The sequence below is a fragment of the Bradyrhizobium sp. MI1.11 genome, assembly GCF_055811255.1.
Window position 1 is genome coordinate 99,745 of the sequence record NZ_JBVVPM010000011.1, and the last position, 26,562, is coordinate 126,306.

Annotated in this window: 22 protein-coding genes; 6 read left to right on the top strand and 16 right to left on the bottom strand. The window is 64.7% G+C overall.

Annotated features, from left to right (window positions below):
• Positions 1-96 precede the first annotated feature (96 nt).
• From ispG to AC0L30_RS14025, 3 genes are read right to left on the bottom strand one after another with little or no spacing between them, the layout of a single operon-like run.
• Entirely contained in the window at positions 97-1,380 is a 1,284-nt protein-coding gene (ispG, locus tag AC0L30_RS14015; RefSeq protein ID WP_007598128.1) for a flavodoxin-dependent (E)-4-hydroxy-3-methylbut-2-enyl-diphosphate synthase, read from the bottom strand.
• A 12-nt stretch (positions 1,381-1,392) separates the two neighbouring features.
• Positions 1,393-2,346: a DMT family transporter gene (locus AC0L30_RS14020; protein WP_007615962.1), complete on the bottom strand. Its 954-nt coding sequence runs from the start codon at positions 2,344-2,346 to the stop codon at positions 1,393-1,395.
• A 36-nt stretch (positions 2,347-2,382) separates the two neighbouring features.
• Positions 2,383-2,877: a Fur family transcriptional regulator gene (locus tag AC0L30_RS14025; protein WP_007598132.1), complete on the bottom strand. Its 495-nt coding sequence runs from the start codon at positions 2,875-2,877 to the stop codon at positions 2,383-2,385.
• A gap of 157 nt (positions 2,878-3,034) precedes the next feature.
• Here AC0L30_RS14025 and AC0L30_RS14030 point away from each other — a divergent pair, with 157 nt between their 5' ends.
• The 3 genes from AC0L30_RS14030 to AC0L30_RS14040 are packed head-to-tail and all read left to right on the top strand — an operon-like array spanning position 3,035 to position 6,258.
• Positions 3,035-3,517 carry a MarR family winged helix-turn-helix transcriptional regulator gene (locus AC0L30_RS14030; protein WP_473404490.1) on the top strand — a complete coding sequence of 161 codons (483 nt, stop codon included), beginning with the start codon at positions 3,035-3,037 and terminating at the stop codon, positions 3,515-3,517.
• Positions 3,510-4,685: an HlyD family secretion protein gene (locus AC0L30_RS14035; RefSeq protein ID WP_473404491.1), complete on the top strand. Its 1,176-nt coding sequence runs from the start codon at positions 3,510-3,512 to the stop codon at positions 4,683-4,685. The genes AC0L30_RS14030 and AC0L30_RS14035 overlap by 8 nt, the downstream gene beginning before the upstream one ends.
• 16 nt (positions 4,686-4,701) lie before the next feature.
• The gene (locus AC0L30_RS14040) at positions 4,702-6,258 is read left to right on the top strand and encodes an MDR family MFS transporter (protein ID WP_473404492.1); all 1,557 of its coding nucleotides are present in this window, start codon (positions 4,702-4,704) and stop codon (positions 6,256-6,258) included.
• A 174-nt stretch (positions 6,259-6,432) separates the two neighbouring features.
• Here AC0L30_RS14040 and AC0L30_RS14045 read toward each other — a convergent pair whose 3' ends face one another.
• From AC0L30_RS14045 to pcaF, 6 genes are all read right to left on the bottom strand, one after another.
• Positions 6,433-7,407 (bottom strand): phosphotransferase, encoded by a 975-nt coding sequence (locus AC0L30_RS14045; protein WP_473404493.1) that lies wholly within the window; start codon positions 7,405-7,407, stop codon positions 6,433-6,435.
• A 165-nt stretch (positions 7,408-7,572) separates the two neighbouring features.
• Entirely contained in the window at positions 7,573-9,264 is a 1,692-nt protein-coding gene (locus AC0L30_RS14050) for a methyl-accepting chemotaxis protein (RefSeq protein ID WP_473404494.1), read from the bottom strand.
• 207 nt (positions 9,265-9,471) lie between these two features.
• A complete protein-coding gene (gene pcaG, locus AC0L30_RS14055; RefSeq protein ID WP_007598143.1) occupies positions 9,472-10,062 on the bottom strand; it encodes a protocatechuate 3,4-dioxygenase subunit alpha in 591 nt (196 codons plus the stop codon).
• Positions 10,063-10,764 carry a protocatechuate 3,4-dioxygenase subunit beta gene (gene pcaH / locus AC0L30_RS14060; protein ID WP_007598144.1) on the bottom strand — a complete coding sequence of 234 codons (702 nt, stop codon included), beginning with the start codon at positions 10,762-10,764 and terminating at the stop codon, positions 10,063-10,065.
• Between the two features lie 91 nt (positions 10,765-10,855).
• Entirely contained in the window at positions 10,856-11,749 is an 894-nt protein-coding gene (locus AC0L30_RS14065; protein WP_473404495.1) for a dioxygenase family protein, read from the bottom strand.
• A gap of 115 nt (positions 11,750-11,864) precedes the next feature.
• A complete protein-coding gene (pcaF, locus tag AC0L30_RS14070) occupies positions 11,865-13,073 on the bottom strand; it encodes a 3-oxoadipyl-CoA thiolase (protein ID WP_007598148.1) in 1,209 nt (402 codons plus the stop codon).
• 216 nt (positions 13,074-13,289) lie between these two features.
• Between pcaF and mutS the strand changes: the two genes are divergently transcribed.
• On the top strand, positions 13,290-16,028 hold the full coding sequence (gene mutS / locus AC0L30_RS14075) for a DNA mismatch repair protein MutS (protein ID WP_473404496.1): 2,739 nt from the start codon (positions 13,290-13,292) through the stop codon (positions 16,026-16,028).
• Positions 16,029-16,124: 96 nt separating this feature from the next.
• On the opposite strand, the gene AC0L30_RS14080 is transcribed toward mutS, so the two are convergent.
• The 6 genes from AC0L30_RS14080 to AC0L30_RS14105 all read right to left on the bottom strand — a co-directional run bounded on the left by AC0L30_RS14080 (position 16,125) and on the right by AC0L30_RS14105 (position 22,436).
• Positions 16,125-17,801: a methyl-accepting chemotaxis protein gene (locus tag AC0L30_RS14080; RefSeq protein WP_007598150.1), complete on the bottom strand. Its 1,677-nt coding sequence runs from the start codon at positions 17,799-17,801 to the stop codon at positions 16,125-16,127.
• 359 nt (positions 17,802-18,160) lie between these two features.
• Positions 18,161-18,970, bottom strand: a complete 810-nt coding sequence (locus AC0L30_RS14085; protein ID WP_354200221.1) for a hypothetical protein — start codon at positions 18,968-18,970, stop codon at positions 18,161-18,163.
• A gap of 66 nt (positions 18,971-19,036) precedes the next feature.
• Entirely contained in the window at positions 19,037-19,546 is a 510-nt protein-coding gene (locus AC0L30_RS14090; RefSeq protein WP_212303282.1) for an OsmC family protein, read from the bottom strand.
• Between the two features lie 70 nt (positions 19,547-19,616).
• Positions 19,617-20,402 carry an ABC transporter ATP-binding protein gene (locus AC0L30_RS14095; RefSeq protein ID WP_354200222.1) on the bottom strand — a complete coding sequence of 262 codons (786 nt, stop codon included), beginning with the start codon at positions 20,400-20,402 and terminating at the stop codon, positions 19,617-19,619.
• Between the two features lie 4 nt (positions 20,403-20,406).
• A complete protein-coding gene (locus tag AC0L30_RS14100) occupies positions 20,407-21,252 on the bottom strand; it encodes an ABC transporter permease (RefSeq protein WP_473404516.1) in 846 nt (281 codons plus the stop codon).
• Positions 21,253-21,464: 212 nt separating this feature from the next.
• Positions 21,465-22,436, bottom strand: coding sequence for an aliphatic sulfonate ABC transporter substrate-binding protein (locus AC0L30_RS14105; protein ID WP_007598156.1), 972 nt, complete (start codon positions 22,434-22,436; stop codon positions 21,465-21,467).
• 187 nt (positions 22,437-22,623) lie between these two features.
• Between AC0L30_RS14105 and AC0L30_RS14110 the strand changes: the two genes are divergently transcribed.
• Positions 22,624-25,413: a [protein-PII] uridylyltransferase gene (locus tag AC0L30_RS14110; RefSeq protein WP_007598158.1), complete on the top strand. Its 2,790-nt coding sequence runs from the start codon at positions 22,624-22,626 to the stop codon at positions 25,411-25,413.
• Positions 25,414-25,555: 142 nt separating this feature from the next.
• Here the strand turns inward: AC0L30_RS14110 and AC0L30_RS14115 are convergent, their stop codons facing one another.
• A complete protein-coding gene (locus tag AC0L30_RS14115) occupies positions 25,556-26,086 on the bottom strand; it encodes a methylated-DNA--[protein]-cysteine S-methyltransferase (RefSeq protein WP_007598160.1) in 531 nt (176 codons plus the stop codon).
• Positions 26,087-26,095: 9 nt separating this feature from the next.
• On the opposite strand from AC0L30_RS14115, the gene AC0L30_RS14120 reads away from it, so the two are divergent.
• Positions 26,096-26,539: a DUF1304 domain-containing protein gene (locus tag AC0L30_RS14120; RefSeq protein WP_007598162.1), complete on the top strand. Its 444-nt coding sequence runs from the start codon at positions 26,096-26,098 to the stop codon at positions 26,537-26,539.
• The last annotated feature ends 23 nt before the right edge of the window (positions 26,540-26,562 follow it).

A 26,562-nucleotide genomic window follows, 5' to 3' on the forward strand; every position in this document is an offset into this window, starting at 1 on the left:
GGGTTAGCGAAGCGTAACCCGCCACTTCGCGCCCGCAAAAATAAGGCGGGTTACGCTTTCGCTAACCCGCCCTACGATTCCTGATCTGGAGCAATACTACTCCGCCGCGGTCACCGGCACCTTGGCGCCCTGGCCGTAGCGCTGCTCGATATAGTCGATCACGAGCGCCTTGAAGTCGGCGGAGATGGTCGGGCCGCGCAGGGTGCGGAATTTCTTGCCGTCGACGAACACCGGGGCAGCCGGCGCCTCGCCCGTGCCCGGCAGCGAGATGCCGATATTGGCGTGCTTGGATTCGCCAGGGCCGTTGACGATGCAGCCCATCACCGCGACGTTGAGCTCTTCCACGCCGGGATATTTCGTCTTCCAGGTCGGCATCTCGTCGCGGATGAAACCCTGGATCGAGCTGGCCAGTTCCTGGAACGTAGTTGAAGTGGTGCGGCCGCAGCCGGGGCATGCCGCAACCAGCGGCACGAAGGTGCGGAAGCCCATGGTCTGCAAGAGCTCCTGACCGACCTGCACCTCACGGGTGCGGTCGCCGCCGGGCTCCGGCGTCAGCGAGATACGGATGGTGTCGCCGATGCCCTGCTGCAACAGGATGCCGAGCGCGGCCGAGGACGCCACGATGCCCTTGGTGCCCATGCCGGCCTCGGTCAGGCCGAGGTGGATCGCGTAGTCGGAACGGCTGGCGAGATCCTGGTAGACCGCGATCAGATCCTGCACGGCCGAGACTTTGGCCGAGAGGATGATGCGATTCTTCGGCATGCCGAGCTCTTCGGCGCGCGCGGCCGAGAGCAGCGCGGACTGCACCATGGCTTCGCGCGTCACCGCGCGCACATCGCGCGGATCGGCGGACGCGGCGTTCTCGTCCATCAGCTTGGTCAGCAGCTCCTGGTCGAGCGAGCCCCAATTGGCGCCGATGCGTACCGGCTTGTTGTTCTTGTTGGCGATCTCGATGATGTCGGCGAACTGGGTGTCGCGCTTGTCCTTGAAGCCGACATTGCCGGGATTGATGCGATATTTGGCGAGCGCCTCGGCGCAGGCCGGATAGGCCGCGAGCAGCTTGTGGCCGATATAGTGGAAGTCGCCGATCAGCGGCGTGGTGATGCCGCGCTTGAGCAGGCCGTCGCGGATGTGCGGGACGGCGGCGGCGGCCTCCTCGCGGTCCACGGTGATGCGGACCATTTCGGAACCGGCGCGGGCGAGCGCTGCCACCTGGGCAATGGTGCCGTCGATATCGGCGGTGTCGGTGTTGGTCATCGACTGCACGACGATCGGCGCACCGCCGCCGACGGCGACGTCGCCGACCTTGACCTGGGTGGTCTTATGCCGGGGCGCAGGGCCCGCAACGTCGGAATCGATGGTGTTTTCGAGCTTGTTCATGGCGTCCAAATATCAGGTTTTGGTGACGTTCAGCAATGCATCGCGCGGCGCCGCAGCGGATTGACTGGGACGGTTAACCAGAAAAAGCCCAGCAATGACAAGGACGGCGGCAGCCCCGAATGTCAGGTTCAGCGTGTCGTGCATGATGAAATAACTACCCACCACGCCAAACAAAGGGGTGATGAAGGTAAAAGCCGACAATTTGCTGGCCGAATAGGTCTTCACCAGCGCGAACCAAAGCGTGAACGTGGTTCCCACGACCCAGATCGCCTGGAAGGCCATCAGGCCCAGCGACAGCGGCGACGGGGTGTGCGGGATGGTCTCCCCGAACAGCCAGGCGGCCAGCCCCAGGATCGGGATCGACGTCGCGACCTGGTAGCCCAGCGCCTTCTCGGGCGCCGCGAAGCGCAGCCGGGTGCCCTTGGCAACCAGCGTCGTCGCCGCCCACAGCGCGGCGCCGCCGACGATCATGAGGTCGCCGAGCAGGACATGCGAATCGACGTTGGGCTGCGGCACGCCGATCGCGAGTGCGACACCGGCAAAGCTGATGGCGAGCCCCAGCCATTGCGTCCCCCCAAGCCGCTCGCCGAGCACCTGGTAGGAGCCGAGCGCGACGAAGAACGGCGCGGTGTAGAGGAACACGACTGCCCGCGATGCCGGTGTGAAGCGCAGGCCCTGGAAGATCAGCACGAACTCGATGCCGAACATCAGTCCCGCGATCACGCCGGGCTTCCAGGTGCCGTCGCGTTCGAAGAATTTAACGCCGCGCAAGCTGCCGATGATGAACAGCACCGGCAGCGCGCCCATCGAACGGAACGTGGCCTGAAGCATCGGCGGGATGTCCGGCAGCACCAGTTTCACCGCGATCTGGTTGAATCCCCAGGTCAGGCACAGCATGAGCATCAGGGCGATGGCGCCGGCACTGAGGGGACGACCGGCGGACGGTATGGCTTGAGGTGAGGACATTTCTTCCTGAAAAACCGGCTTTGCGCCGTTGTTGCTCTAAGCAGCTTTCTGACAATGCGCGCAGACACCCGTGATTTCCACCACGGACAATTTGGGAGCGAAGCCTGAGCTGCGCGCGGCGGCGTTGAGATCCTTGGCGAAGGAAGCCGACGGAATCTCACCGACCAGGCCACAGCGCTCGCAGATCAGGAACGTCACCGCCGAGGTCGCGTCGTGGTCGTGAGCGGCGCAGGCGAGATAGGCGTTGCGACTTTCGATGCGGTGCACGAGCCCGTTGGCCATCAGGAAATCGAGAGCACGATACACCGTGATCGGCGCCGGCCGCGGCATCGACTTCGCCAGCTCGTCGATCACCTCATAGGCGCCGAGTGGCCGGTGGCTCGAGAGCAGCGCTCCCAACACATGGCGGCGTATCGGCGTGAATTTCTGCGCGCGCTCCCCGCAGACGGCCTCGGCATGCGCCAGCGCATCCGCGGTGCAGCGGCCGTGATCGTGGTCGGGCGCGGGAAATGCCGGTTTTGCGAGGGTCATGCGACCGGCGTTCTAGCATTTCGAAAGGGGAACCCAAAGCAGGACCGGCGATGCGGCCATCAGCCATGCTCGCCCTGCGGGACAGTGTCCCGCAAACCCGCCATGAAATAATCATAAGCTTGCTTATTATATTCCAAGCTTATTGGAGACCAAGCTCATGAGCCCAGGGCCCGTGGACCAGAACTTCCTGTTTACGCTCGCCGAGCTCTATCGCCTGCTCCGGGTCTATGCCGACAAGGAAGCTTCGCGCTTCGGCATCACCCGCGCGCAATGGGCGGTGCTGGCCAAGGTCGAGCGTAGCGAAGGCATGAAGCAGTCGGAACTCGCCGAGCTTCTCGAGGTGCAGCCGATCACGCTGACACGCCTGATCGACAAGCTCTGTGACAGCGACTGGATCGAGCGACGCAACGATCCTTCGGACCGCCGCGTCAAGCGGCTGTACCTGAAGAAGGCCGGGCGGCAATTGCTCGGGCGGATGAGCGGGCTGAAATCCGAGCTCACGGCCAGCGCGCTCGACGGCATCACTCCGGCGGACGCCCACCGCCTCCTCACCCAACTCGAAACAATCAAGGAAAACGTGCGGTCCGCGATCCAGACCAGCGGAGCGGAACAAGCGCGTAAGGAGCAGCGCTATGGCTGATCAGGTTCTCAAATTCCAGCCCGAGCAGAAAATCGACGGCGGCAAGCCCACCAAGAAAGCCGGCACCAATCCGCGCCGCCGCCTGGTGGCGGGCCTGCGCCGCTATCGCCGCGTGCTGCTTCTGGTCGTGCTGCCAGTCGTCGTCGCAGTTGCCGGCTTCACTTTCTATCTCAATGGCGGCCGCTATGTCGGCACCGACGATGCCTATGTCGGCGCGCAGAAGGTGCTGGTAACGCCCGACATCTCCGGCAAAATCCAGAAGATCGTCGTCAAGGAGGGCCAGATCGTCAAGCACGGCGACGAGCTGTTCGAGATCGACCCCGCCCCGTTCCGTCACGCGTTGGAAGAAGCCAAGGCGCAACTCGCCCAGGCCCGCATCACCTATGACAATCTCGTTGCCAACATCAAGATCTACGGCGACATGCTCAATCTCGCCCAGCAGGGCGTCGACCTGAAGCAGCGCGACGTCGAGCGCAAGCAGGCGCTGGTGAAGAACAATTACGGCTCGCAGCTCGATCTCGACAACGCGTCGAACGCACTGGTGACCGCCGGCGCGCAGGCGCAATACATCAAGCAGCAACTCTCCAACGCCAGGACCCAATTGCTCGGCAATCCCGAGTTGCCGCTGGAGCAATTCCCGGCCTACGCGCAAGCCAAAGCCAAGCTGGACGATGCCCAACGCAACCTCGACCACACCGTGCTGCGCGCGCCGATGGATGGCGTGGCAACCCAGGTCGAACAGATCCAGCTCGGCCGCTACGTCGCCGCCGGCACGCCGGTGTTCTCCATCATCGACGTCGCCCATCCCTGGGTCGACGCCAATCCGAAGGAGAGCGACCTCACCTACGTCACGGAAGGACAGCCGGTCACGCTCGAGGTCGACGCGTTCCCGAACCATCTCTTCAAGGGCAAGATCGGCTCGCTCTCGCCCGGCACCGGCGCGCAATTCGCGATCCTGCCGCCGCAGAACGCCAGCGGCAATTTCGTCAAGGTGGTGCAGCGCGTGCCGATCCGCATCTATTTCGATGAGAGCGACAAATACGTGCGCAAGCTGAAGGCCGGCATGAGCGTCTACGCCACCATCGACACCGGCCACCGGCGCTCGCTCGCCGGCCTGCTCGGCCTGTCGGCGACCGCGAGCCAAGACAAAGATTCGGACAAAGACTGAGACAAGGACTGATCCGATGTCCGGCCCCAATGCCCATTTGATGGTTCCCGGCCTGCGCCGGAACATGGTGACGATCTGCGCCATGACGGCAACCATCATGCAGGCGCTGGACACCACCATCGCCAACGTCGCCCTGCCCTATATGCAGGGTACGCTGTCGGCTTCGCAGGACCAGATCAACTGGGTGCTGACCTCCTACATCGTCGCCGCCGCGATCATGACGGCACCGGTGGGCTGGATCGCCAACCGCTTCGGCCGCAAGCGCATCTTCATCATCTGCTCGGCCGGCTTCACCATGGCATCGGTACTGTGCGGGCTTGCGCAGGACATCAACCAGATGGTGCTGTTCCGCCTGCTGCAGGGCGTGTTCGGCGCGGCCCTGGTGCCGTTGTCACAATCGGTGATGCTCGACTATTACACGCTGCAAGAACGCGCCAAGGCGATGTCGATCTGGGGCATGGGCGTGATGATGGGGCCGATCATGGGTCCCTCGCTCGGCGCCTGGCTGACCGAGACTTATTCGTGGCACTGGGTGTTCTTCGTCAATTTGCCGTTCGGCGCCATCACCGTGATCGGGCTCATCATCTTCATGGACGAGACCCGGAAGGATCTCAGTCTCAAGTTCGACTGGTTCGGCTTCGCGGCGCTGGCGGTCGCGATCGGCTCGCTTCAGCTCGCGCTCGACCGCGGCGAGCAATTGGGCTGGCTCGAATCGGGTGAGATCCTTGCGGAGTTCATCGTCTCGGCCGTCGCCTTCTACTTCTTCATCGCGCACTCCTTCACGACCTCGACGCCGTTCATCCGCTTCGCGCTGTTCAAGGATCGCAACTTCGTCACCGGCTGCATGTTCATGGTCGTGATGGGCCTCGTGCTGTTCTCGACCATGGCGCTGGCCTCGCCCTACATGCAGAACGTGATCGGCTATCCCATCATCACCGCGGGCCTGCTGCTGGCGAGCCGCGGTTTCGGCACCTTCTTCGCCATGATGCTGGTCGGCCGCATGATGCGTTATGTCGAGGCCCGTACGCTGATCATCACGGGCCTGACGCTGACCGCCGGCTCGCTGTTCCAGATGACCGGCTGGACCGATTTGACCCAGGTGCCGGAGATCGTGACCGTCAGCGTCATCCAGGGCTTCGGCTTCGGCCTTGTCTTCGTGCCGTTATCGACGGTGGCGTTCCTGACCTTGTCGAATGAGCTACGCACCGACGGCACCGCGATGCTGACCCTGATGCGCAACGTCGCGAGCTCGGTGGGCATTTCCGTCGTCATCGCCCAGCTGACGCAGGGCACGCGGCGGACCTACGCGATCCTGTCCGAGCATATCAATCCATTCAACCACGCGCTCCAGATGCCCAGCGTCAGCGGCATGATCAATCTCTCCACCGACGCCGGCCGCGCCATGGCCGATCGCATGGTCAGCGTGCAGGCGCAGATCATCGCCTTTGCGCACGACTACCAGCTGGTGATGTTCTTCATCCTCTGCACCATTCCGCTCGCCCTGCTGATCGGCTCGACCAAGGCTACCCTGCGCAAGCAGGCGGCCGGGCCGGAACACGCGGTGATGGAGTAACGTGGGTCACAACTTCCGCCGTCGTCCTGGACAAGCGCAGCGCAGATCCAGGACCCATTACCCCAGGGAGGAGTTTGGTGGTAACTCGTGGTTACCAGCCTCGCGCCACAACCTTTCCCTGGGGTAATGGGTCCTGGCTTTCGCCAGGACGACACCGGTTTATCGCGTGAGCAGTTACAACAATTCCTCGCAACCCAAATCCTCGACCGCCATCATCACGCGCTCCAGATTATTCCACCAGACGACCTCTGGGGTGTTGACGCTCCATTGCCAAACCGGCTTCGTGATGTGCCAGATCACCGACCAGCGATAGTCTTGGTCCAGCGCGCCGCGTGTGTAGCCGGCGACACCGTACGCGATCAGCGTCTCATAGTAGCGGTTGAGCAGCGCCCGTTCGAGTGCCTGCCGGCGTTCCGGATACCATTGGGTCGCCATCATGTAGGCGAGATCGCTCGTAGGCACGCCGATGCGCCACCGGTCGAAATCAAAAATGCGTACGCTATCGGCGACGCCGGCGCGCGGCACCAGGAAATTCCAGCAATGCGCGTCACCGTGGACGACGGTCACGTTGCGGTGTGAATGGTAGCGGTGGAGCAGGTGGCCCGACTGGTCGATGAAGCGCCGATAGAGGATTCGGCGCTCTTCGCTGAGGCGGTCGCCGAGCAGATCGGCAAAGCGGTCGTAATGGCCGGCGAAGGTCTCCATCTGCCTCACGCTTTCGTCGACGCTTGACCAGGAGCCGACAGCCTCACCAAGGCTGGCATGATCCCACCACGCAGCGTGCCAGCGCGCGAGTGCGGTGACGATCGCCGTTGCCCGATCGCGCGAAGGCGGCAGCGGCCAAGCCGCCGCGATCTCATGGCTGCCGGTGAGATCTTCGAGCAGCAGATGCCAGTCCTGGCTCTCCTCGTCGAAATGGCCATCGTAGCAGCGCGGTACGATCTGCGACGGCATATTCGGCGCAAGATGAGTGTAGAAGGCCACTTCCTGCCGACCGGAATTGGCCAACGTCTTGGCGTAGGTCGGATGCGGCATCTTGAGGATCACGGAGGGCGGTGCCCCGGCGGATTCCCCGACATAACGCAGCCCAAGGCGGATGACCTGTGACACCATGGCCGGGTGCTGATGCAGCACCTTCACTTCGCGCACTGCGCCGGCGTCCAGTACGCCACTCCTACGCAGCGCAGCTGTCAGTTGGGCGGGCTCAACGACCGCCGGCAATTGTGGAGGTGTCATGAACCACGATGCCCCTGTCCCGCGTCATACTGCACGATCACGACCGCAGGCGCCAGCGAACGACGTCGCGCGCCCGGCTCAGGCCGCCGCTGTCGAGTCGCGCACGGTCCTGACGACAACCGAACGGAGCTGTTCGAGATTGGCCGCCATGCCGGCGATCGCCTGCCTGACCTCCGCGGCGCGCTCGTTCACGGAGGCGGCGTCGCGGCTGACATCACCGATCTTGGCCGAGACCTCCTTGGCCGCGGACGCCGATTCGGAGATCGACCGCGTGATCTCTCGCGTCGCCGCGTCCTGCTCTTCCATCGCGGCGGCAACCGAGGTGGCGACGCCGTCGATCTCGACGATGTGGCCTCCCATGGTTTCGACGGCGTCGACCGCAGCCTGCGTCGAGGCCTGGATCTCGGCAATCAGCCGCGCGATCTCCTCGGTGGATTTGGCGGTCTGGTCGGAGAGGGATTTCACTTCGGCGGCGACCACCGCGAAGCCACGGCCGGCCTCGCCGGCGCGCGCCGCCTCGATCGTGGCGTTGAGTGCCAGCAGATTGGTCTGGCCGGCGATGCCGCCGATGAGGTCGGAGACCTCGGCGATCTTCTTCACCGATCCGGCCAGCGTCTGGATGGTCGAGCGCGCCTGTTCCCGACCGGCGACCGCCGATTTTGTAACCGTGCTGGTCCGCGCGACCTGGGTTGCGATCTCGCGGATCGAAGCACTGAGTTCTTCCGCTGCGGCCGAGACGGTCTGCGAGCTGCCGAGGGCCTGGGTGGAGGCGGCTGCGACCGCCTGCGACCGTGTCGAGAGCGACCTTGCGATCTCGGATAGACTGGAGGCGGCACGCTCCACGCCTTGCGTCGCCGCGCTCGCGGTGTCGACCGAGCGGCCGGTCTCGCGCTCGACGGTTTCGGCCATCTGGTGCAGGGCCCCGCGCTTGGCGAGCGCCGCCTCATGCTCCTTCTGCAACTGCTCCTCGCGCAGGCGGGAATTCTCGACCGCGGACTGCTTGAACACCAGGAGCGCGCCCGCCATCGAGCCGACCTCGTCCTGCCGGTGCGCGAAAGGAATGTCAGCGGCGAGATCGCCGGTCGCGAGCTTTTGCATCGCGCTGGTCATGCGCACGATCGGGCGCACCACGCCGAGGGCGACGCCGAGCAGGCCCACCGCAATGAAGGCGAGGACGGCGGCGGAGACGCCGAGGAGGATATAAAGCATGGAGCTGTCGCGGTCCGCGGCCAGCTTCTCCATGTCGGCATTCTGCTTGTTGGCGCTCTCGACGATGCTGTCGATGACGGCGCGGTGCGCGGTGTAGGCATCCTTGAGCTGCGCGTAGGCGCGCTCGGAGCCGGCCGTGTCCCTGGACTTGAGGGCGGGGAGGAGCTGGTCGGACAACAGCTTCCAGAACTTCTGCACCTCGGCGTCGGATTTCGACACCAGGGCCGTCTTCAGGTCGGCCGAGAGGCTGGAGGTGACCCAGAATGCCTTGCGCTCGTCGTAGTCCTTGCGGAGCTGGACCAGGCGTTCGCCATGGGCCGCGAGCTGGTCGGGCTCGCGCATGGCGAGCGTGGCCTCGAGATAGGCCTCGATCACATATTCCGGCGGCGGCAGAATGTCGGCGATGAGGTCATTGCCCAGCTTGATGTCGGAATAGAGCGGACCGCCGACCTTTAGCTCTTTCAAGGCGTAAAGGCTGGTGGAGACCACGGCGGTGAAACCGATCGCCAGAACGACGCCGAAAGCAATGATTGCGGAAGAAAGCGAAAGGCGAATTTTCATGGAATAATCCAATGGGGCCGCGCCGAATCCCACGGACCCTAGAGGATTACGGTAAACACGGGATTGCTTCGCGCAGAAATTGCATCGCGCGAGCTCCGAAAAAATACGGGAAACGGCGTCAGGTGAACGGTTTCGGGCAGCGAAATCAGGCCCGTCCTCCGCTGTCGTCCCGGATCGGCGCTCCGCCTGACCGGGACGACGCTGGGGTCACACGTCGAAAAACACCGTTTCGTTGTCGCCCTGAAGCCGCAGGTCGAGCCGGTACACCGGCTTGCCGGCCTCGCGTACGGCCGTCAGCGTAGCGCGGCGGTCGGCCGGCACCACCGCCAGCACGGGATCGGCGGCATTGCCGGCCTCGTCGCTGAAATAGATGCGGGTATAGAGATGCCGCAGCATGCCGCGGCCGAACACTGCAAGCAGGATATGCGGTGCCTGCGGCTTGCCGTCGGGATCGGGCACCGCGCCCGGCTTGATAGTTTCAAAGGAATAATTGCCGTCCTTGTCGGTGCCGCAGCGGGCAAAGCCACGGAAGCTCGCATTCGGCAGGGCGCGTTTGTCCTGCGGATCGGCGAAGCGCCCCTGCGCATCGGCCTGCCAGATCTCCAGCATGGCATCGGGCACGGCGACCCCATCGCCGTCGAACACGCGGCCCTCGATCCGGACACGCTCGCCGGTGACGTCGGGCGTTAGCGTCGAGTTGGTAAACGCGTCGTTCCAGGCGTACTCGCCGGTCGGCGTCAGGCCGTATTTGAAGAACGGGCCGACGGTCTGCGACGGCGTAATCCCATTGTCCTGCACTTAATGGTTCTCCATAGGGGTGGCGTTCTTGCCGCGCAGCACGACGTCAAAGCGGTAGCACAGCGCCCATTCGGGCTGGGTGTTCTCGAGATCGAACGACGACACCATCCGCGCCCGCGCCTTCTCGTCCGGCACCGAATTGAAGATCGGATCGAACGGGAATAGCGGATCGGCCGGGAAGTACATCTGCGTCACGAGGCGCGTGACAAAGGAATGGCCGAACACCGAGAGATGGATGTGTGCGGGACGCCAGGCGTTATGATGGTTGCCCCACGGATAGGCGCCGGGCTTGATGGTGACGAAGCGGTAATAGCCCGCAGCATCGCTGACAGTGCGGCCCGCGCCCGTAAAGTTCGGATCGAGCGGCGCCGGATGCTGGTCGCGGACGTGAACGTAACGGCCGCAGGAATTGGCCTGCCAGATCTCGACCAGCGAGTTCGGCACGCCGCGGCCGTCCTCGTCGCGCACATGGCCGTGCACGATGATGCGTTCGCCGAGCGGCTCGCCGGTGTGTTGGGTGGTGAGGTCGCTGTCGCCCTCGCGCACGGTCTCATGGCCGTAGACCGGGCCGGTCAGCTCCGACAGCGTATGGCGCATCGGGATCAAGGGCTTGTTCGGCGCGCGCTTGATCGAGCTCTTGTACTCGGGCGACAGCGGCAGCGGATGCGCCGTGTTGCTGTCGACGGGATAGATCAATGTCATTGGCGAACTCCTCCCCGGCCTTTTTCCGACCGGTCAACGCTTCCGCCAATCATTATAGGATATAACTAATTGGGGGAAGCGGCTTTGAGCCCTATTTGATCGGCGGACGCGGCAGGACGGCCTCGCCGGCTTCGAGCCGGTAGACATGGTCGAGCGAATACCATGGCGTCGCGACGTCGCGCTCGCTCGGATGTGGCGTGTCATGGCGCAGGAACTTGCCGATCAGCGCCTTGGTCACGCCGAACTGCACGTCGCTGTCGATATGCGGATCGGCGGGGTCGTAGACCTGCGAGATCAGCACCTTGAATCCGGGCTTGAAGATCAACGCATGCAGGTGCGCGGGACGATAGGGATGCCGGCCTTGCGCCTCCAGAAGGCGGCCGACCACGCCGTCGGTCGGAATGGGATAGCCGACCATCATCACGGAGCGGAAAGAGAAGGCTCCGTCGTGGTCGGTCGTAAACTTGCCGCGCAGGTTCATGTCGGCCTGCTCGGGGTCCTGGTTTTCATAGAGACCCACGGGCGATGCGTGCCAGACATCGACCTCGGCGCCGGCGACGGGACGGCCGTCCTTGTCCACGACGCGGCCGTTGACGAACAGCGGCGCGCCCGGCGTCTCGGAGCGGACGATCGATCCCCCATTTTCCACCCGCGGCGAGTTCAATCGCCAGAACGGTCCGAGCAGCGACTGGTCGGTTTCCGTGTTGCCCTGGTCGCCGTTGTTCAGCAGGCACACCAGCGGCGAGACGCCGAGCGAGCCTGCCATCAGCACGACCTCGTTATGCGTGTCGGTCGAGAGCTTGCCGAGCTCGGCGATGACAGCCGTGGCGTCGCGAAACTCTTTCTCCGTCAGGCGAACGTCGCGGACGAAGGCATGCAGGTGCTTGACCAGAGAGACCATCATCTGGCGCAGCCGCGGATCTGACGTCCGCTCCATCACCGCCAATGCCGCGGCCGTGACGTCCTGCTCGCTCGCGATGATCATGGCACGGTTTTCTCCCTGTCGTTCCGGGGCAGCCCGAGGGCTGAACCCGGAATATCGAGATCCCGGGTTCGGTGCAAATGCCCCGCCCCGGGATGACGGCACGCTGCGCGTCTCGTCAATTCAGCTTCTCGATCGCGACAGCCACGCCCTGGCCGACGCCGACGCACATGGTGGCGAGCGCCAGCTTGCCGCCGCGCTTCTCCATGCCGTGCACGGCGGTGAGCGCGAGGCGCGCGCCGCTCATGCCGAGGGGATGACCGAGTGCGATCGCGCCGCCATGCGGATTGACGAAATCGGCATCGTCGGCAACGCCGAGCTGGCGCATGCAGGCGATGCCCTGCGAGGCGAACGCTTCGTTGAGCTCGATCAGGTCGAAATCGCTGATCTTCTTGCCGAGACGCTCCATCAGCTTGCGGGTGGCCGGCACCGGGCCGATGCCCATGATGCGCGGCGGCACGCCGGCCGAGGCGAGGCCGAGGATGCGCGCGCGGGGTGTCAGGCCGTGCTTCTTCACGGCAGCCTCGGACGCCAGGATCATCGCGGCGGCGCCGTCATTGACGCCGGAGGCGTTGCCGGCGGTCACCGTGCCGGGATTGCGCACGATCGGCCTGAGCTTGGTCAGGGCTTCCAGCGTGGTCTCGGGACGCGGATGCTCGTCCTTGTCGACTGTAACAGGGCCGGCCTTGCCGCCGGGAATGGTGATCGGGATGATCTCCTCGGCGAAATAGCCGGCCGCGATCGCGGCGCCCGCGCGCTGCTGCGAGCGGATCGCGAAGGCGTCCTGATCGGCGCGCGAGACCTGGAATTCCTCGGCGACGTTCTCGCCGGTCTCGGGCATCGCGTCGACGCCATACTGCGCCTTCAGCAGCGGATTGATGAAGCGCCAGCCGATCGTGGTGTCGAAGATCTCAGCCGAGCGCGAGAACGCTTCCTGCGCCTTGCCCATCACGAAGGGCGCGCGCGTCATGGATTCGACGCCGCCGGCAATCGCAAGCTCGATCTCGCCGGAGCGGATGGCGCGGCCGGCGGCACCGACCGCATCGAGACCGGAGGCACAGAGCCGGTTCAGGGTCTGGCCTGGAACCGAATCCGGCAGGCCCGCAAGCAGGAGCGCCATGCGTGCAACGTTGCGGTTGTCCTCGCCGGCCTGGTTGGCACAGCCGAAGAAGACCTCGTCAACCTGTGCCCAATCGAGATTGGGGTGCTTGGCCATCAGAGCCTTGATCGGGGCCGCCGCAAGGTCGTCGGCACGCACCTTGGCGAGCGAGCCGCCAAAACGGCCGATCGGGGTCCGCACGGCATCGCAGATAAAGACGTCACGCATCGTTGTTCTCCCTGAATGCCGCGATCCGGCCTAAATTCTTGAATGTCGGCGGAGTTTTAGGAGGGTGCCCGCGGGAGGTCAATTGACCGATACGCGCGTGTTCCTGGGGGTGCGCACGCGAGTTGCGCATGCCGCGGTGCGGACAACGTGGAAAACCTCCCCTTCCCGGCCAAAGCGATAGGAGCGCGGGGCGAAATTTTGTAGGTTGCGCCGCCCATGACAATGCAACAACCGATCCCTGTACCGCCCCCCGACGATACGCCCGCGCCGCAGGCGGAAGCTGCCGCGCGCGTGACGCCGATGATGGAACAGTACCTTGAAATCAAGGCCGCGCATCAGGGCCTCTTGCTGTTCTACCGGATGGGCGACTTTTACGAGCTGTTCTTCGAGGACGCAGAGATCGCCTCCAGGACACTCGGCATCGTCCTGACCAAGCGCGGCAAGCATCAAGGCGCCGATATCCCGATGTGCGGCGTGCCAGTCGAGCGCTCCGAGGATTATCTGCACCGGCTGATCGTCGCCGGGCACCGGGTCGCGGTGTGCGAGCAGACCGAGGATCCCGCCGCCGCCAAGGCGCGCGGCAACAAGAGCGTCGTGCGCCGCGGCGTGGTGCGCCTGGTCACGCCGGGCACGCTGACCGAGGACACGCTGCTCGACGCGCGCGCCAACAATTACCTGCTGGCGCTCGCGCGCGCGCGCTCGTCTGCGGGCGGTGACCGCTTTGGCCTCGCCTGGATCGACATCTCGACCGCCGAATTCACGGTGACGGAATGTTCGGGCGGCGAACTCGCCGCCACTCTGGCGCGCATCAATCCGAACGAGGTGATCGTCACCGACGCGCTCTATAACGACAGCGAGCTTGGACAGACTCTGCGCGAGCTGCCGGCGGTGACGCCGCTGACCCGCGACGTCTTCGACGGCGCCACCGCCGAGAAGCGGCTATGCGACTATTTTGCCGTCGCGACCATGGACGGACTGTCCCAGCTGACGCGGCTGGAAGCCACTGCCGCCGCCGCCGCCGTCACCTATGTCGACCGCACCCAGGTCGGCAAACATCCGCCGCTGTCACCGCCCGCGCGCGAAGCCTCGGGCGCGACCATGGCGATCGATCCCGCCACCCGTGCCAATCTCGAACTGACGCGGACCTTGGCCGGAGAACGCCGCGGCTCGCTGCTCGATGCGATCGACTGCACGGTGACCTCGGCCGGCTCGCGCCTGCTGGCGCAGCGGCTTGCCGCGCCGCTGACCGATGCGGCGGCGATTGCGCGGCGGCTCGATGCCGTCGGCAGCTTCGTTGCCGACTCGGCCGCGCGCGAGGACATTCGCAGCATCCTGCGCGGCGCCCCCGACATGTCGCGAGCGCTGGCCCGTATATCCGTCGGCCGCGGCGGGCCGCGCGACCTCGCCGGCCTGCGCGACGGCATCATCGCCGCCGACCAGGTGCTGACGCGGCTTGACGAACTCGACCAGCCGCCGCAGGAGATCGCCGTGGTGATGGCGGCGCTGCAAAGGCCATCGCGCGAGCTCGCGGCGGAATTCGCCAGGGCGCTCGACGATCAACTGCCGCTGATCAAGCGCGACGGCGGGTTCGTTCGCCAAGGCTATGAGCCTGCGCTGGACGAAACGCGAAACCTCCGCGACGCCTCACGCCTGGTGGTGGCCTCGATGCAGGCGCGCTACGCCGACAACACGGGTGTGAAGGGTCTCAAAATCCGGCACAACAACGTGCTCGGCTATTTCGTCGAGGTCACCGCGCAGCACGGCGACAAGCTGATGTCGGCGCCGCTGAACGCAACCTTCATCCACCGCCAGACGCTGGCCGGCCAGGTCCGCTTTACCACCTCGGAACTGGGAGAGATCGAAGCCAAGATCGCCAATGCCGGCGACCGCGCACTCGGACTCGAGCTCGAAATTTTCGAGCGGCTCTGCGCCAAGGCTCTGGCAATCAGCGAGGAGCTGCGCGCCGCCGCTCACGCCTTTGCGCTGCTCGACGTCGCGACGTCGCTGGCCAAGCTGGCGATCGACGAGAACTATGTGCGGCCCGAGGTGGACGCGTCTCTCGGCTTTGCCATCGAGGCGGGTCGCCATCCGGTGGTCGAGCAGGCCTTGAAGCGCAATGGCGAGCCGTTCATCGCCAATGCCTGCGATCTCTCGCCGGGCCCTGCGCAAAAGTCCGGCCAGCTCTGGTTGCTGACTGGTCCGAACATGGCCGGTAAATCGACCTTCCTGCGCCAGAACGCGCTGATTGCGTTGCTCGCCCAGATCGGCAGCTTCGTGCCGGCGACACGCGCGCGGATCGGCATCATCGACCGCCTGTTCTCACGTGTCGGCGCCGCCGACGATCTCGCCCGCGGCCGTTCCACCTTCATGGTCGAGATGGTCGAGACCGCCGCGATCCTGAACCAGGCCGGCGAGCGCGCGCTCGTGATCCTTGATGAAATCGGCCGCGGCACTGCGACCTTCGACGGCCTCTCGATCGCCTGGGCCGCGATCGAGCATCTGCACGAGAGTAACCGTTGCCGCACGCTGTTCGCGACGCATTATCACGAGCTGACGGCGCTCTCCGCAAGACTGCCGCGGATGTTCAACGCGACCGTGCGGGTGAAGGAATGGCAGGGCAACGTCGTGTTCCTGCACGAGGTGTTGCCGGGTTCGGCCGATCGCTCTTACGGCATTCAGGTCGCCAAGCTCGCCGGCCTGCCACCGGCCGTGATCACGCGCGCGAAATCGGTGCTGGCGAAGCTGGAAGCCCAGGACCGCGGTCAGACGGCGCGCGCGCTGGCCGACGATCTGCCGCTGTTCGCGGTGCCCTCGCGCGCCGCCGCAGAAGCCGCCCCGCCGAGCGAAGCCGAACTGCTGATGGACGCGGTGAAGGCGCTGCATCCGGACGAGATGTCGCCGCGCGAAGCACTGGACGCGCTGTATGCTTTGAAGGCCAAGCTGCCGAAGGCATGAGGTGCCGTGGGGTGGGTTAGCCGAAGGCGTAACCCACCACTTCCGTCACCGCAGAAACTAAACGCTCCGCTAACCCACCCCCGTTCTGAGCGCTGGCTATGCCCTCGCCGAAATCGCCGCTGCTTCCGCTGCGGCGCGCTGCATGCTGGTCGACATCTCGTTGGTCACGGTGCTCTGCTCTTCGATTGCCGCGGCCGTCGACGTCACATATTCGCTGACGTTGCTGATAGCCGTCTTGATCGAAGCCAGGGCGGTGACGACGTCTCCGGAGATACCGTTGAGGCTACCGATCTCAGCGCCGATCTTGTCAGTGGCCTGCTTGGCTTGGTTAGCGAGGCTCTTGACCTCCGAGGCCACCACTGCAAAGCCCCGACCGGCTTCGCCGGCGCGGGCGGATTCGATGGTGGCGTTAAGTGCCAGGAGATTGATCTGCCCGGTGATGTTGTTGATGAGCTCGACGATCCCGCTCATCGCCAGCGCCGCTTCAGTGAGGCGCTGGGCCTGGGCATCAGCGGACGCGACCTGCTCCACCGCGCTCATCGCCGTCTCGCGCGATTTGGTCATGGCCTCGGAGATCTCCCGCACCGAGGCGTTCAGCTCCTCCGATCCGGCGGCGACCGATTCCATCATGCTGCGGACGCGCTCGTTGCCCATGCGGACCAGCACCTGCTTCGTGACGTCGGTCGCATATTTCACGACCTTGAACGGCTTGCCGTTGAGATCCATGATCGGGTTGTAGGAGGCCTGGATATAGACCTCCTTGCCGCCCTTGCCGATGCGCTTGTATTCGGCCGCCTGGTACTGGCCGCGGTTGAGCGCGGCCCAGAACTCGCGATAGCCATTGCCATCGCGCTCCGAAGGCTCGACGAACATGCTGTGGTGCTTGCCTTTGATCTCCGCCAGCGAATAGCCGAGGGCACCGAGGAAATTGGCATTGGCGGTGATGATCGTGCCGTCCATGTTGAACTCGATCACCGCCTGCGCCTTCTCGATCGCCGCGATCTGGCCGGCGAGATCGGCGGTCTTCATCTTCTCGGCGGTGACGTCGGTGGCGAACTTGGCGACGCCGAAGGGCTTGCCGTTCTCATCGAGTAGCGGATTGTAGGAGGCTAGAATCCAAACCTCGCGGCCGCCCTTGCCGATGCGCTTGAACTCGCCAGCCTGGTATTCGCCGCGGTTTAGCTTGGCCCAGAACTCGCGATAGGCCGCGCCGTCGCGCTCGGCCTGGGGCACGAACAGGCTGTGATGCTTGCCCTGGATCTCGGCAAGCGAATAGCCGAGCGCCTTGCAGAAATTCTCGTTCGCGGTGACGATGGTGCCGTCGAGCTTGAACTCGATCACGGCCTGGGCGCGGCCCACAGCAGCGATCTTCGAAGCGTCCGTCATGCTCCGGATCTTCTTCTCGGTGATTTCGGTCGCAATCTTGGCGACCATCACCGTCTTGCCGTCGCCGTCGAGCACCGGATTGTAGGATGCTTCGATCCAGATCTCGCGGCCGCCCTTCGCGATCCGCTTGAACTCGCTTGCCTGATACTCGCCGCGGTTCAATGCGGCCCAGAACGCCTTGTACTCGGCGCTATCGCGCTGATCGGCCGGCATGAACATGGCGTGCTTCTTCCCCTTGATTTCGTCGAGGGAATAGCCGAGGGCATTCAAGAAATTTTCGTTGGCGTGAAGGATCGTGCCGTCCATGGCAAACTCGATCATGGCCTGCGAGCGCCCGATGGCTGCGAGCTGAGCGTCCGCGTCGTTGCGGGACTTGCGACCAAACATCAGTGAATCTCCAAAATCATGAAATTGCGTGACGGGATCAGGGGACGTGACGGCGCGGCACACGCACCGAATTCCAATCGAAAATTCCGCCGGTAAACTCGCGTTGCGAAGACCGAGGCGGGTACGCAAGATGATTCAATACCTATAAGACTCGAATAAAGTGCTAACGAATTCTGGGAAAGGCGATGGCCGACAAAGCAGCCTAAAGCTGTACGACGGCACGCCTTACACGCTGCTTGGTCCGCGCTGAATTGAAATGGCCTTGGTCCTTCAGGGGTTTGAAGGAAAGCGTCTCGTGATCGGTCATGGCGAGTTTGCTACGGAAGAATCCGGCGACGCCGTGCCGCATGTCCGTAGTGTCACGGTGCTTGCCGCGCCTTGTGCAACGTACTGCGCCCGATCCCCCATAGCGTAAGGTTCCAAACGATGCATGTGGCGAGTGCAAGCCCAAGACCGATGGCCGAACCGAACCATTCCACCGCCACGTGCATTGTGGCGATCGCCATGCCGAATCCGAGCAGGCCCCAGGCGGAGTTGGCGAGCACGGCAGCAGTCGGAGGGCCGCCGATGCGGGGATGCAGGATCACCATGATGCTGGAGAACACCACCGGGTACAGCGCGATGATGCCGCTGATCCGGGGACCGACCCAGCCCGAGGTCGAGACGACGATCGCGACCAGGGTCGCGACCAGCGCAGCCCGCATCGGCACGTCATACCAGCGCCGCGTCACCAGCGGCATCTTCGCGTGGCGATAGCCCGCGAGCAACGGAATGCAGATGCCGAACGCGATCAGATTGGCGGCGAGCCCGGCGGTGAGCGGCCAATCGAACTGCTTGATGATCGATGCGAACACGATCCAGACTGCGACCGCGCTTCCGCAACTCACCAGAAGGCTACGCCGCTGTGCCAGCACCACATAGGTAACGCACATGAAGATCGTCGCTGCATTGACCGGCAAGCTCGACAGTGCGCCCTGCGCGATGAAGGCGGCATCGTGGTCGAGCGCGAGGAAGACGTAGGATGGTCCGGCCGAGACCGGCAAGGTCGCGACCAGCGCGCCGATCACCGGCCCCGAGCGCTCGGTGATGATCGACGCCGTCACGACGAACGCCGCCGCGACCATCATGCGCAGAACGAGGATGAGGATGAAGTGGAGCTCGGGGGACATTTTTTTCTTTGTCGTCCCGGGCTTCGCCGAGACGACACTAATTGTGGGGCGAGCGGCCTTCGCTCGCTACATCCGCTGCATCGAGACCGAAACCTTCGGGCCGTTCTTGATGGTCTGGTAGACCACGCAATAGCGTTCGGTCAGCTTGAGCAGCAGGTCGAGCTTGTCTTGCGGCGCATCAGTGTCGACCTCGAAGCGCAGACGGATCTCGGCGAAGCCGACCGGGGTCTCCTTGTCGACGCCGAGCGTGCCGCGGAAATCGAGATCGCCCTCGGCGTAGACGTTGCCGGTCTTCAAGGGCACCTCGATCGCGGTCGCGACCGATTTCAGCGTGACGCCGGCGCAGGCGACCAGCGCCTCGAGCAGCATGTCGCCGGAGCAGAGCTCGAGGCCGGAGCCGCCGGTTGCGGGATGCAGGCCGGCCATTGCGATGGCGCGGCCGGTCTCGACCTTGCAGGCGATGCCTTCGCTGTCGGTCGAGCCCTTGGCCTTCAGCGTGATCATCGCGGTCTTGGGATCGGTCTTGTAGCGCTCCTTGATCGGGGCCTGCATCTGGCGCAGTTCTGCGGCGTCCATCTTGTTCTCTCCCGGAAAAATCGTCTCTACGAAGTACCGGCTTGCGATGTACCGGCTCAGAGAGAAATTGTCACCACCACATGGCCTGACCGGGACCCTGGGTTGCGTCACGGTCGGGCACGTTGCGGTCGAGCGAGCGGTCGAGTGACGTCAGCACACTTCGCTTGAAATTCTCGAACAGCGGCGCATTGCGGTCGCGTGGCCGGCCGAGATTGATCTCGATCTGATCAAACAGCCGGCCCGGCCGCGGTCGCATCACCAGCACGCGGTCGGCCAGCACCACGGCCTCGTCGACGTCATGCGTGACGAGGATGAGCGTCGGCCGCGTGTCGGCCCAGAGATCGAGCAGATGATCCTGGAGGTCCCTGCGGGTGAAGGCATCGAGCGCCGAGAACGGCTCGTCGAGCAAGAGCACCTCGGGCTGCGGCACCAGGGCGCGGGCGATCGCGACGCGCTGTGCCTGCCCGCCCGAGAGCTCGCGCGGCCAGGCCTGCGCCTTCTCGGCGAGCCCGACGCGATCGAGCGCACGCGCCACCTTCTCGCGCCGCTCGGTCGCGGGCCCATCGGCAAGACCAAAGCCGATATTGTCGGCGACGCTGAGCCAGGGCAGCAGCCGCGGCTCCTGGAAGATGATGCCGATCTTGGCATGCGGCGCGGCGATCGCCTCGCCGTCGAGCGTCACCGTGCCCGAGCTTGCGCGGTCGAGGCCCGCAATGGCGCGCAGCAGTGTGGACTTGCCACAGCCCGAGCCGCCGATGATGGCGACGATCTCGCCTTGCCTGATCTCGGCGGAGAAGCGCGCCAGCGCCTGCACGCTGTTGGGATAGGTCTTGCTGACCCGGTCGAGCGCCAGCATCGCATTATGCTCCCACCGTACGCCCGAAGGCGTCCTGCCAGCGCAGGAAGGGCGCAGCCGCGATCTCGATCAACCAATCCGTGAGCTTGCCGAGGATCGCGAAGATCACGATGGCGGCGAGGATCTGCGCGGGCTTGCCGAGCTGCTGGCCGTCGAGCAGGAGATAGCCGAGCCCTTCGGACGCGCCGATCAACTCGGCCGCCACCACGAACATCCAGCCCAGACCAAGACCGACGCGCAAGGACACGACATAGGCCGGCAGCACCGCAGGCAGCAGGATACGGCGGATCATGGCAGGTCCGGAGAGACGGAAGGTGCGACCGACCTCGACGATCTTGCGATCGACCATGAGGATCGCGCCCATCACGCCGAGATACACAGGGAAGAACACGCCGACCGCGATCAGCGCAATCTTGGAGGTCTCGAAGATGCCGAGCCAGAGGATGAACAGCGGCACCCAGGCCAGCGATGGAATTGCGCGCAGCGCCTGCACGGTCGGATCGAGCAGCCGCCGCGCCAGTGACCAATAGCCGGAGATGGCGCCGAGGAAGGTGCCCGCGACCACGCCGAACGCAAAGCCGAGACCGACGCGCCACAGTGTCGCGGCGATGTGACGGACCAACTCACCGGAGCGGGCAAGATCAGTGATGGTGGCGAACACGCGCGAGGGCGGCGGCACCAGCCGGCCGTTGGACCAGCCGCGCCAGACCAGGAACTCCCAACCGAGCGCGAGGGTGAGCGGCAACAACACACCCAGTATCGGCCGTGCATAGCGCGAGACCCGCGAAGGCGCGGCGGCGCCTTCAGCCGGTTCCGCGGTTTGTTGCAGCACTGGCGCGTCGGAGATCATGGCCGGTAGGAAGCGCGTCTTGTGCAAGATTGCAACACTACTCTTGCCACGCCCTCCGCTGCTTTTCCCTGCTCCCCTTGCGGGAGAAGGTGGCGCGAAGCGCCGGATGAGGGGTTCTCTCGGCTCGCAATACTGATCGTGAGGAAAGAACCCCTCACCCGCCTCGCTTCGCGAGGCACCCTCCCCCACAAGGGGGGAGGGAAAGAGCCCCCTCAATTCGTCGGCAGCGGGACCTGATCGTCGATCAACGCATCCAGCGTCGCCTTCACATCGACCTTGGCGTCGACGACGCCGGCCTGTTGCAGTGCGAGGCCCGCGGCGAGGATCGATTCACGCTGGGGCGCGCCGATGCGGCTGTGAGTGAGCTCGGTGCGCTCCTTGAGCTGCTTGTCGACGACAGGCTCCGGCAGCTTGGTCACGGCGATGAAGGTCTTCTTGAGCTCGTCGTAATTCGCCAGCGAATATTTGCGCGCCTCTTCGTAAACGGCGAGCACGCGGCGGGCGGCGTCCGGATAGTCCTTCAAAAACTGCTCGCGCACATTGAGGATGCCCCAAGTGTTGGCCTCGGCCTTGCGGTAGAACAGTTTCGCGCCATCCTCGACCTCGGCCTGCGCCATCATCGGATCCAGCCCGGCCCACGCATCGACGTCGCCGCGGATCAGCGCGGTCTTGCCGTCGGCGTGCTGGAGCAGCACCGGCGTGATGTCCTTTTCGGTGAGACCTGCGCCAAGCAGCGCGCGCACCAGGAAAATATGCGGATCGGTGCCGCGCGTCACCGCGACGCGCTTGCCCTTGAGGCCGGCCACATCGGCGATCTTGGAATCCTTTGATGTCACCAACGCCGTCCATTCGGGACGCGAATAGACGTAGATCGACTTGATCGGGTTGCCGTTGATACGTGCGACCAGCGCCGCCGAGCCCGCGGTCGAGCCGAAATCGATCGAGCCCGCATTGAGGAATTCGAGCGCCTTGTTGGAGCCGGCCGACTGCACCCAGGTGACGGTGATGCCGTCCTTGGCGAACTCCTTTTCCAGGAGCCCCTTCTGTTTCAGGACCATCGACACCGGATTATAGGTCGCCCAGTCGATACGGATTTCCTTGAGTGGATCCGCCGCCCGCGCCGCGGGGGACACGGCAAGAGCGACCGCTCCCGCCAGCAGTATGCGTCGTGTAATCCTGGTCATGCCCGGCCTCCTCGAAACTTCATTGTTTTTCAATGAGTTACATCTAGAGGTCAACGAGAAAATCCGCCCCTCGAAAGCGCGCCGGCCGAGAACAGCTTTACCCAAAGCCGCACCTTTCCAGCATGGAACGACTATTGCGAGAGAATGGCGGGTGACAGCGCCTGCCGCCTCTTATATCCGGTGAGACATGGACAGCGTCGCGACTGAGCACAAGGCCGAGGTGGACGATCGCTTCGACACCGCGCGGATCACCGCCGCGGTCGATGCGCTTGCCGAGAAGCACCAGGGACGCGAGGACGCGTTCCGCACCGCCATGGCGCAACTGCTCAAGGCCGAGCTGATTGCGTCGCGCGCCGCGGCACAGACGATCCTGCTGAAGGACCGTCACGGCCGGCGCTGCGCCGAGCGGCTGTGCCACGTGCAGGACGAGATCATCCGCATCCTGTATTCGGCCGCGACCCGCCATCTCTACCGCTCGCCGATCCCGAGCGGTGCCGAGCGCATGGCGGTGGTGGCGACCGGCGGCTATGGCCGCGGCCTGATGGCTCCCGAGTCCGACATCGATCTGCTCTTCATCCTGCCCTACAAGCAGACCGCCTGGGGCGAGCAGGTCGCCGAGGCCATCCTCTATTGTCTTTGGGACATGGGGCTGAAGGTCGGTCACGCCACCCGCTCGGTCGACGAGTCGATCCGGCAGGCGCGAGGCGACATGACCATCCGCACCGCGATCCTGGAGACGCGCTTTCTTACCGGCGACCGGCCGCTCTATGACGAGCTGGTCGCCCGCTTCGACAAGGAGGTCGTGCAAGGCACTGCGTCGGAGTTCGTCACCGCCAAACTCGCCGAGCGTGAGGAGCGGCATCGCCGCGGCGGTCAATCGCGTTATCTGGTCGAACCCAACGTCAAGGACGGCAAGGGTGCGCTCCGCGACCTGCACACGCTGTTCTGGATCGCAAAATACGTCTACCGCGTGAGCGACACCGACGAGCTGGTCGACCGCGGCGTGTTCGACGCGCAGGAATACCGCACCTTCCGCCGCTGCGCCGACTTCCTCTGGTCGGTACGCTGCAATCTTCACTTTTACTCCGGCCGCGCCGAAGAGCGCCTCTCCTTCGACCTTCAGCGCGAGATCGCGGTCCGGCTCGGCTACACCTCGCACCCCGGCATGCAGGACGTCGAGCGCTTCATGAAGCACTACTTCCTGGTCGCCAAGGAAGTCGGCAACCTCACTGCCATCCTCTGCGCCAAGCTCGAGGACCAGCAGGCCAAGCCCGCGCCGGTGCTGAGCCGGATGATGGCGCGGCTGCGCCCCACCGCGGCGAAGCGGCGGGTGCCCGACAGCGACGATTTCATCGTCGACAACAACCGCATCAACGTTGCGGCGCCCGACGTGTTCAAGCACGATCCGGTCAATTTGATCCGGATCTTCCGCCTGGCGCAGAAGAACAATCTCGCCTTCCATCCGGACGCGATGCGCGACGTGACGCGTTCGCTTGGCCTGATCAACGCGCAGATGCGCGAGAATCCCGAGGCCAACCGGCTGTTCATGGAGATCCTGACGTCCGACAACGCGGAGATCGTGCTGCGGCGGATGAACGAGACCGGCGTGCTCGGCCATTTCATCCGCGCCTTTGGCAAGATCGTCTCGATGATGCAGTTCAACATGTATCATCACTACACCGTCGACGAGCATTTGATCCGCTGCGTCGGCTTCCTTCAGGACATCGAACGCGGCGGCATCGAGGAATTCGCGGTGGCGAGCGACCTGATGCGCAAGATCCGGCCGGAGCATCGCTCCGTGATCTACATCGCGACGCTGCTGCACGACGTCGCCAAGGGCCGGCCCGAGGACCACTCGATCGCCGGCGCCAAGGTGGCGCGACGGCTCTGCCCGCGGCTCGGCTTCAGCCCGGCCGACACCGAGCTCGTGGCCTGGCTGATCGAGGAGCATCTGACGATGTCCACGGTCGCACAATCGCGCGATCTCTCCGACCGCAAGACCATCGAGAATTTCGCCGCCGTGGTGCAGTCGGTCGAACAGATGAAGCTCTTGACGATCCTGACCACCGCGGACATCCGCGGCGTCGGCCCGGGCGTGTGGAACGGCTGGAAGGCGCAGCTCTTGCGCTCCCTCTACTACGAGACCGAACCGGTGCTGACGGGCGGCTTCTCGGAGGTTGACCGCGGCAAGCGCCTCACGGCTGCATACGCCGAATTCCGTAACGCCTTCGCGGAATGGCCGGCGGAAGAGCTCGACGCCTATATCGGCCGGCACTATCCGGCCTATTGGCTCAAGGTCGAGCTGCCGCGCAAGATCCGCCATGCGCGCTTCGTCCGTGCCAGCGAGCAGGCCGGCCACAAGCTTGCGATCAATGTCGGCTTCGACGAGGTGCGTGGCGTCACCGAGCTGACCATCTTCGCCGCCGACCATCCCTGGCTGCTGTCGATCATCGCGGGCGCCTGTGCCTCGGCCGGCGCCAACATCGTCGATGCCCAGATCTACACCACGACCGACGGTCGCGCGCTCGACACCATCTCGATCTCCAGGGAATACGACCGTGACGAGGACGAGGGACGGCGCGCCACGCGCATCGGCGAGATGATCGAGGACGTGCTGGAAGGCAAGCTGCGTCTGCCCGAGGTGGTGGCGCGGCGCACCGTGCGCGGCAAGGCGCGGCCGTTCGTGATCGAGCCGGAAGTGACGATCAACAACCAATGGTCCGACCGCTACACAGTGATCGAAATGTCCGGCCTCGACCGGCCCGGCCTGCTCTATGAGCTGACCACCGCGATCTCGAAGCTCAACCTCAACATCGCCTCGGCCCATGTCGCGACCTTCGGCGAGCGCGCCCGCGACGTGTTCTATGTCACCGATCTCCTGGGCGCGCAGATCAGCGCGCCAACACGCCAGGCCGCGATCAAGAGCGCGCTGACCCATGTGATGGCCGGCGACAAGGCGGTTCAGCCGGCGGCGTGAGGGCGGCTGCGCACCTCTCTCCTCGCGTCGTTCCGGGGCGTCGCGCAGCGGCGAACCCGGAATCCATCGTGCCACTGGTGACGCGGAGAAATGGATTCCGGGTTCGCGCTACGCACGCCCCGGAATGACCACAGGCGGATATCTAAACCGCCACGCCTTCATGCCGGAGCAACCAACGCTTGCGCGCGAGGCCGCCGCCATACTTCACCAGAGAACCATCGGCGCCGATCAGACGGTGGCACGGCAGCACCACGCTGATCGGGTTGGAGCCGTTGGCATGGCCGACGGCGCGAATGGCTTTGGGCATGTCGATCCTGGCAGCGAGCGCGCCGTAACTCATCGTGGTGCCGGCAGGGATTTGCGTCAACGCATTCCAGACCTTCTGCTGGAACGACGTGCCGGCGATGCGCCAGGCGATGCCTGAGAGCTGGCCGAGGTCGCCGTCGAAATAGCCCGACAGCGCGGTCCGCATGGCCGCGGGCGCGGGTTGGTCACTCAGATCCACCACACCGTAATGCAGGCGCAAGAGCTCGCGCATGCGGTGCTCGTAATCCTCCCAGTCGAGCGCGCGCAAGGCGCCCGCGGCGTCGGTGACCAGCAGCGCAATCCCGATCGGCGTCGCCAGCCGATCGAGGCCGAAGGTTACAGGTGGGTTGGTCGGTCGCGCGGGCATTGCAGCACCATGGCATCGAAACACGCCATCGCACTTGCCACGCCCACCGTGCTAACGTCCACCCGAAAGCTGACGCTGGGGGAGCTCAACTTGATCTGGATCGCGAATATTTTGGTGGCGCTGGTCGCCGCACTGCACGCTTACTTCCTGATCCTGGAGATGTTTCTCTGGGACAAGCCGCAGGGCTTGAAGGTCTTCCGCAACACGCCGGAGAAGGCAGCAATCACAAAGGTGCTGGCCGCCAACCAGGGGCTCTATAACGGCTTCCTGGCCGCAGGCCTGGTATGGGGGCTGGTGCACGGCAATCCGGCCTTCGCGTTCCAGATCAAGGCGTTTTTCCTGCTTTGCGTGATCGTGGCCGGCGCTTATGGCGCAGCGACCGTTAGCACGCGCATCCTGATGGTGCAGGCGCTGCCGGCGGCGCTCGCACTGTCAGTCTTGTTCCTGACCTGAGACGCCATAGCGCGGCGCCGCGA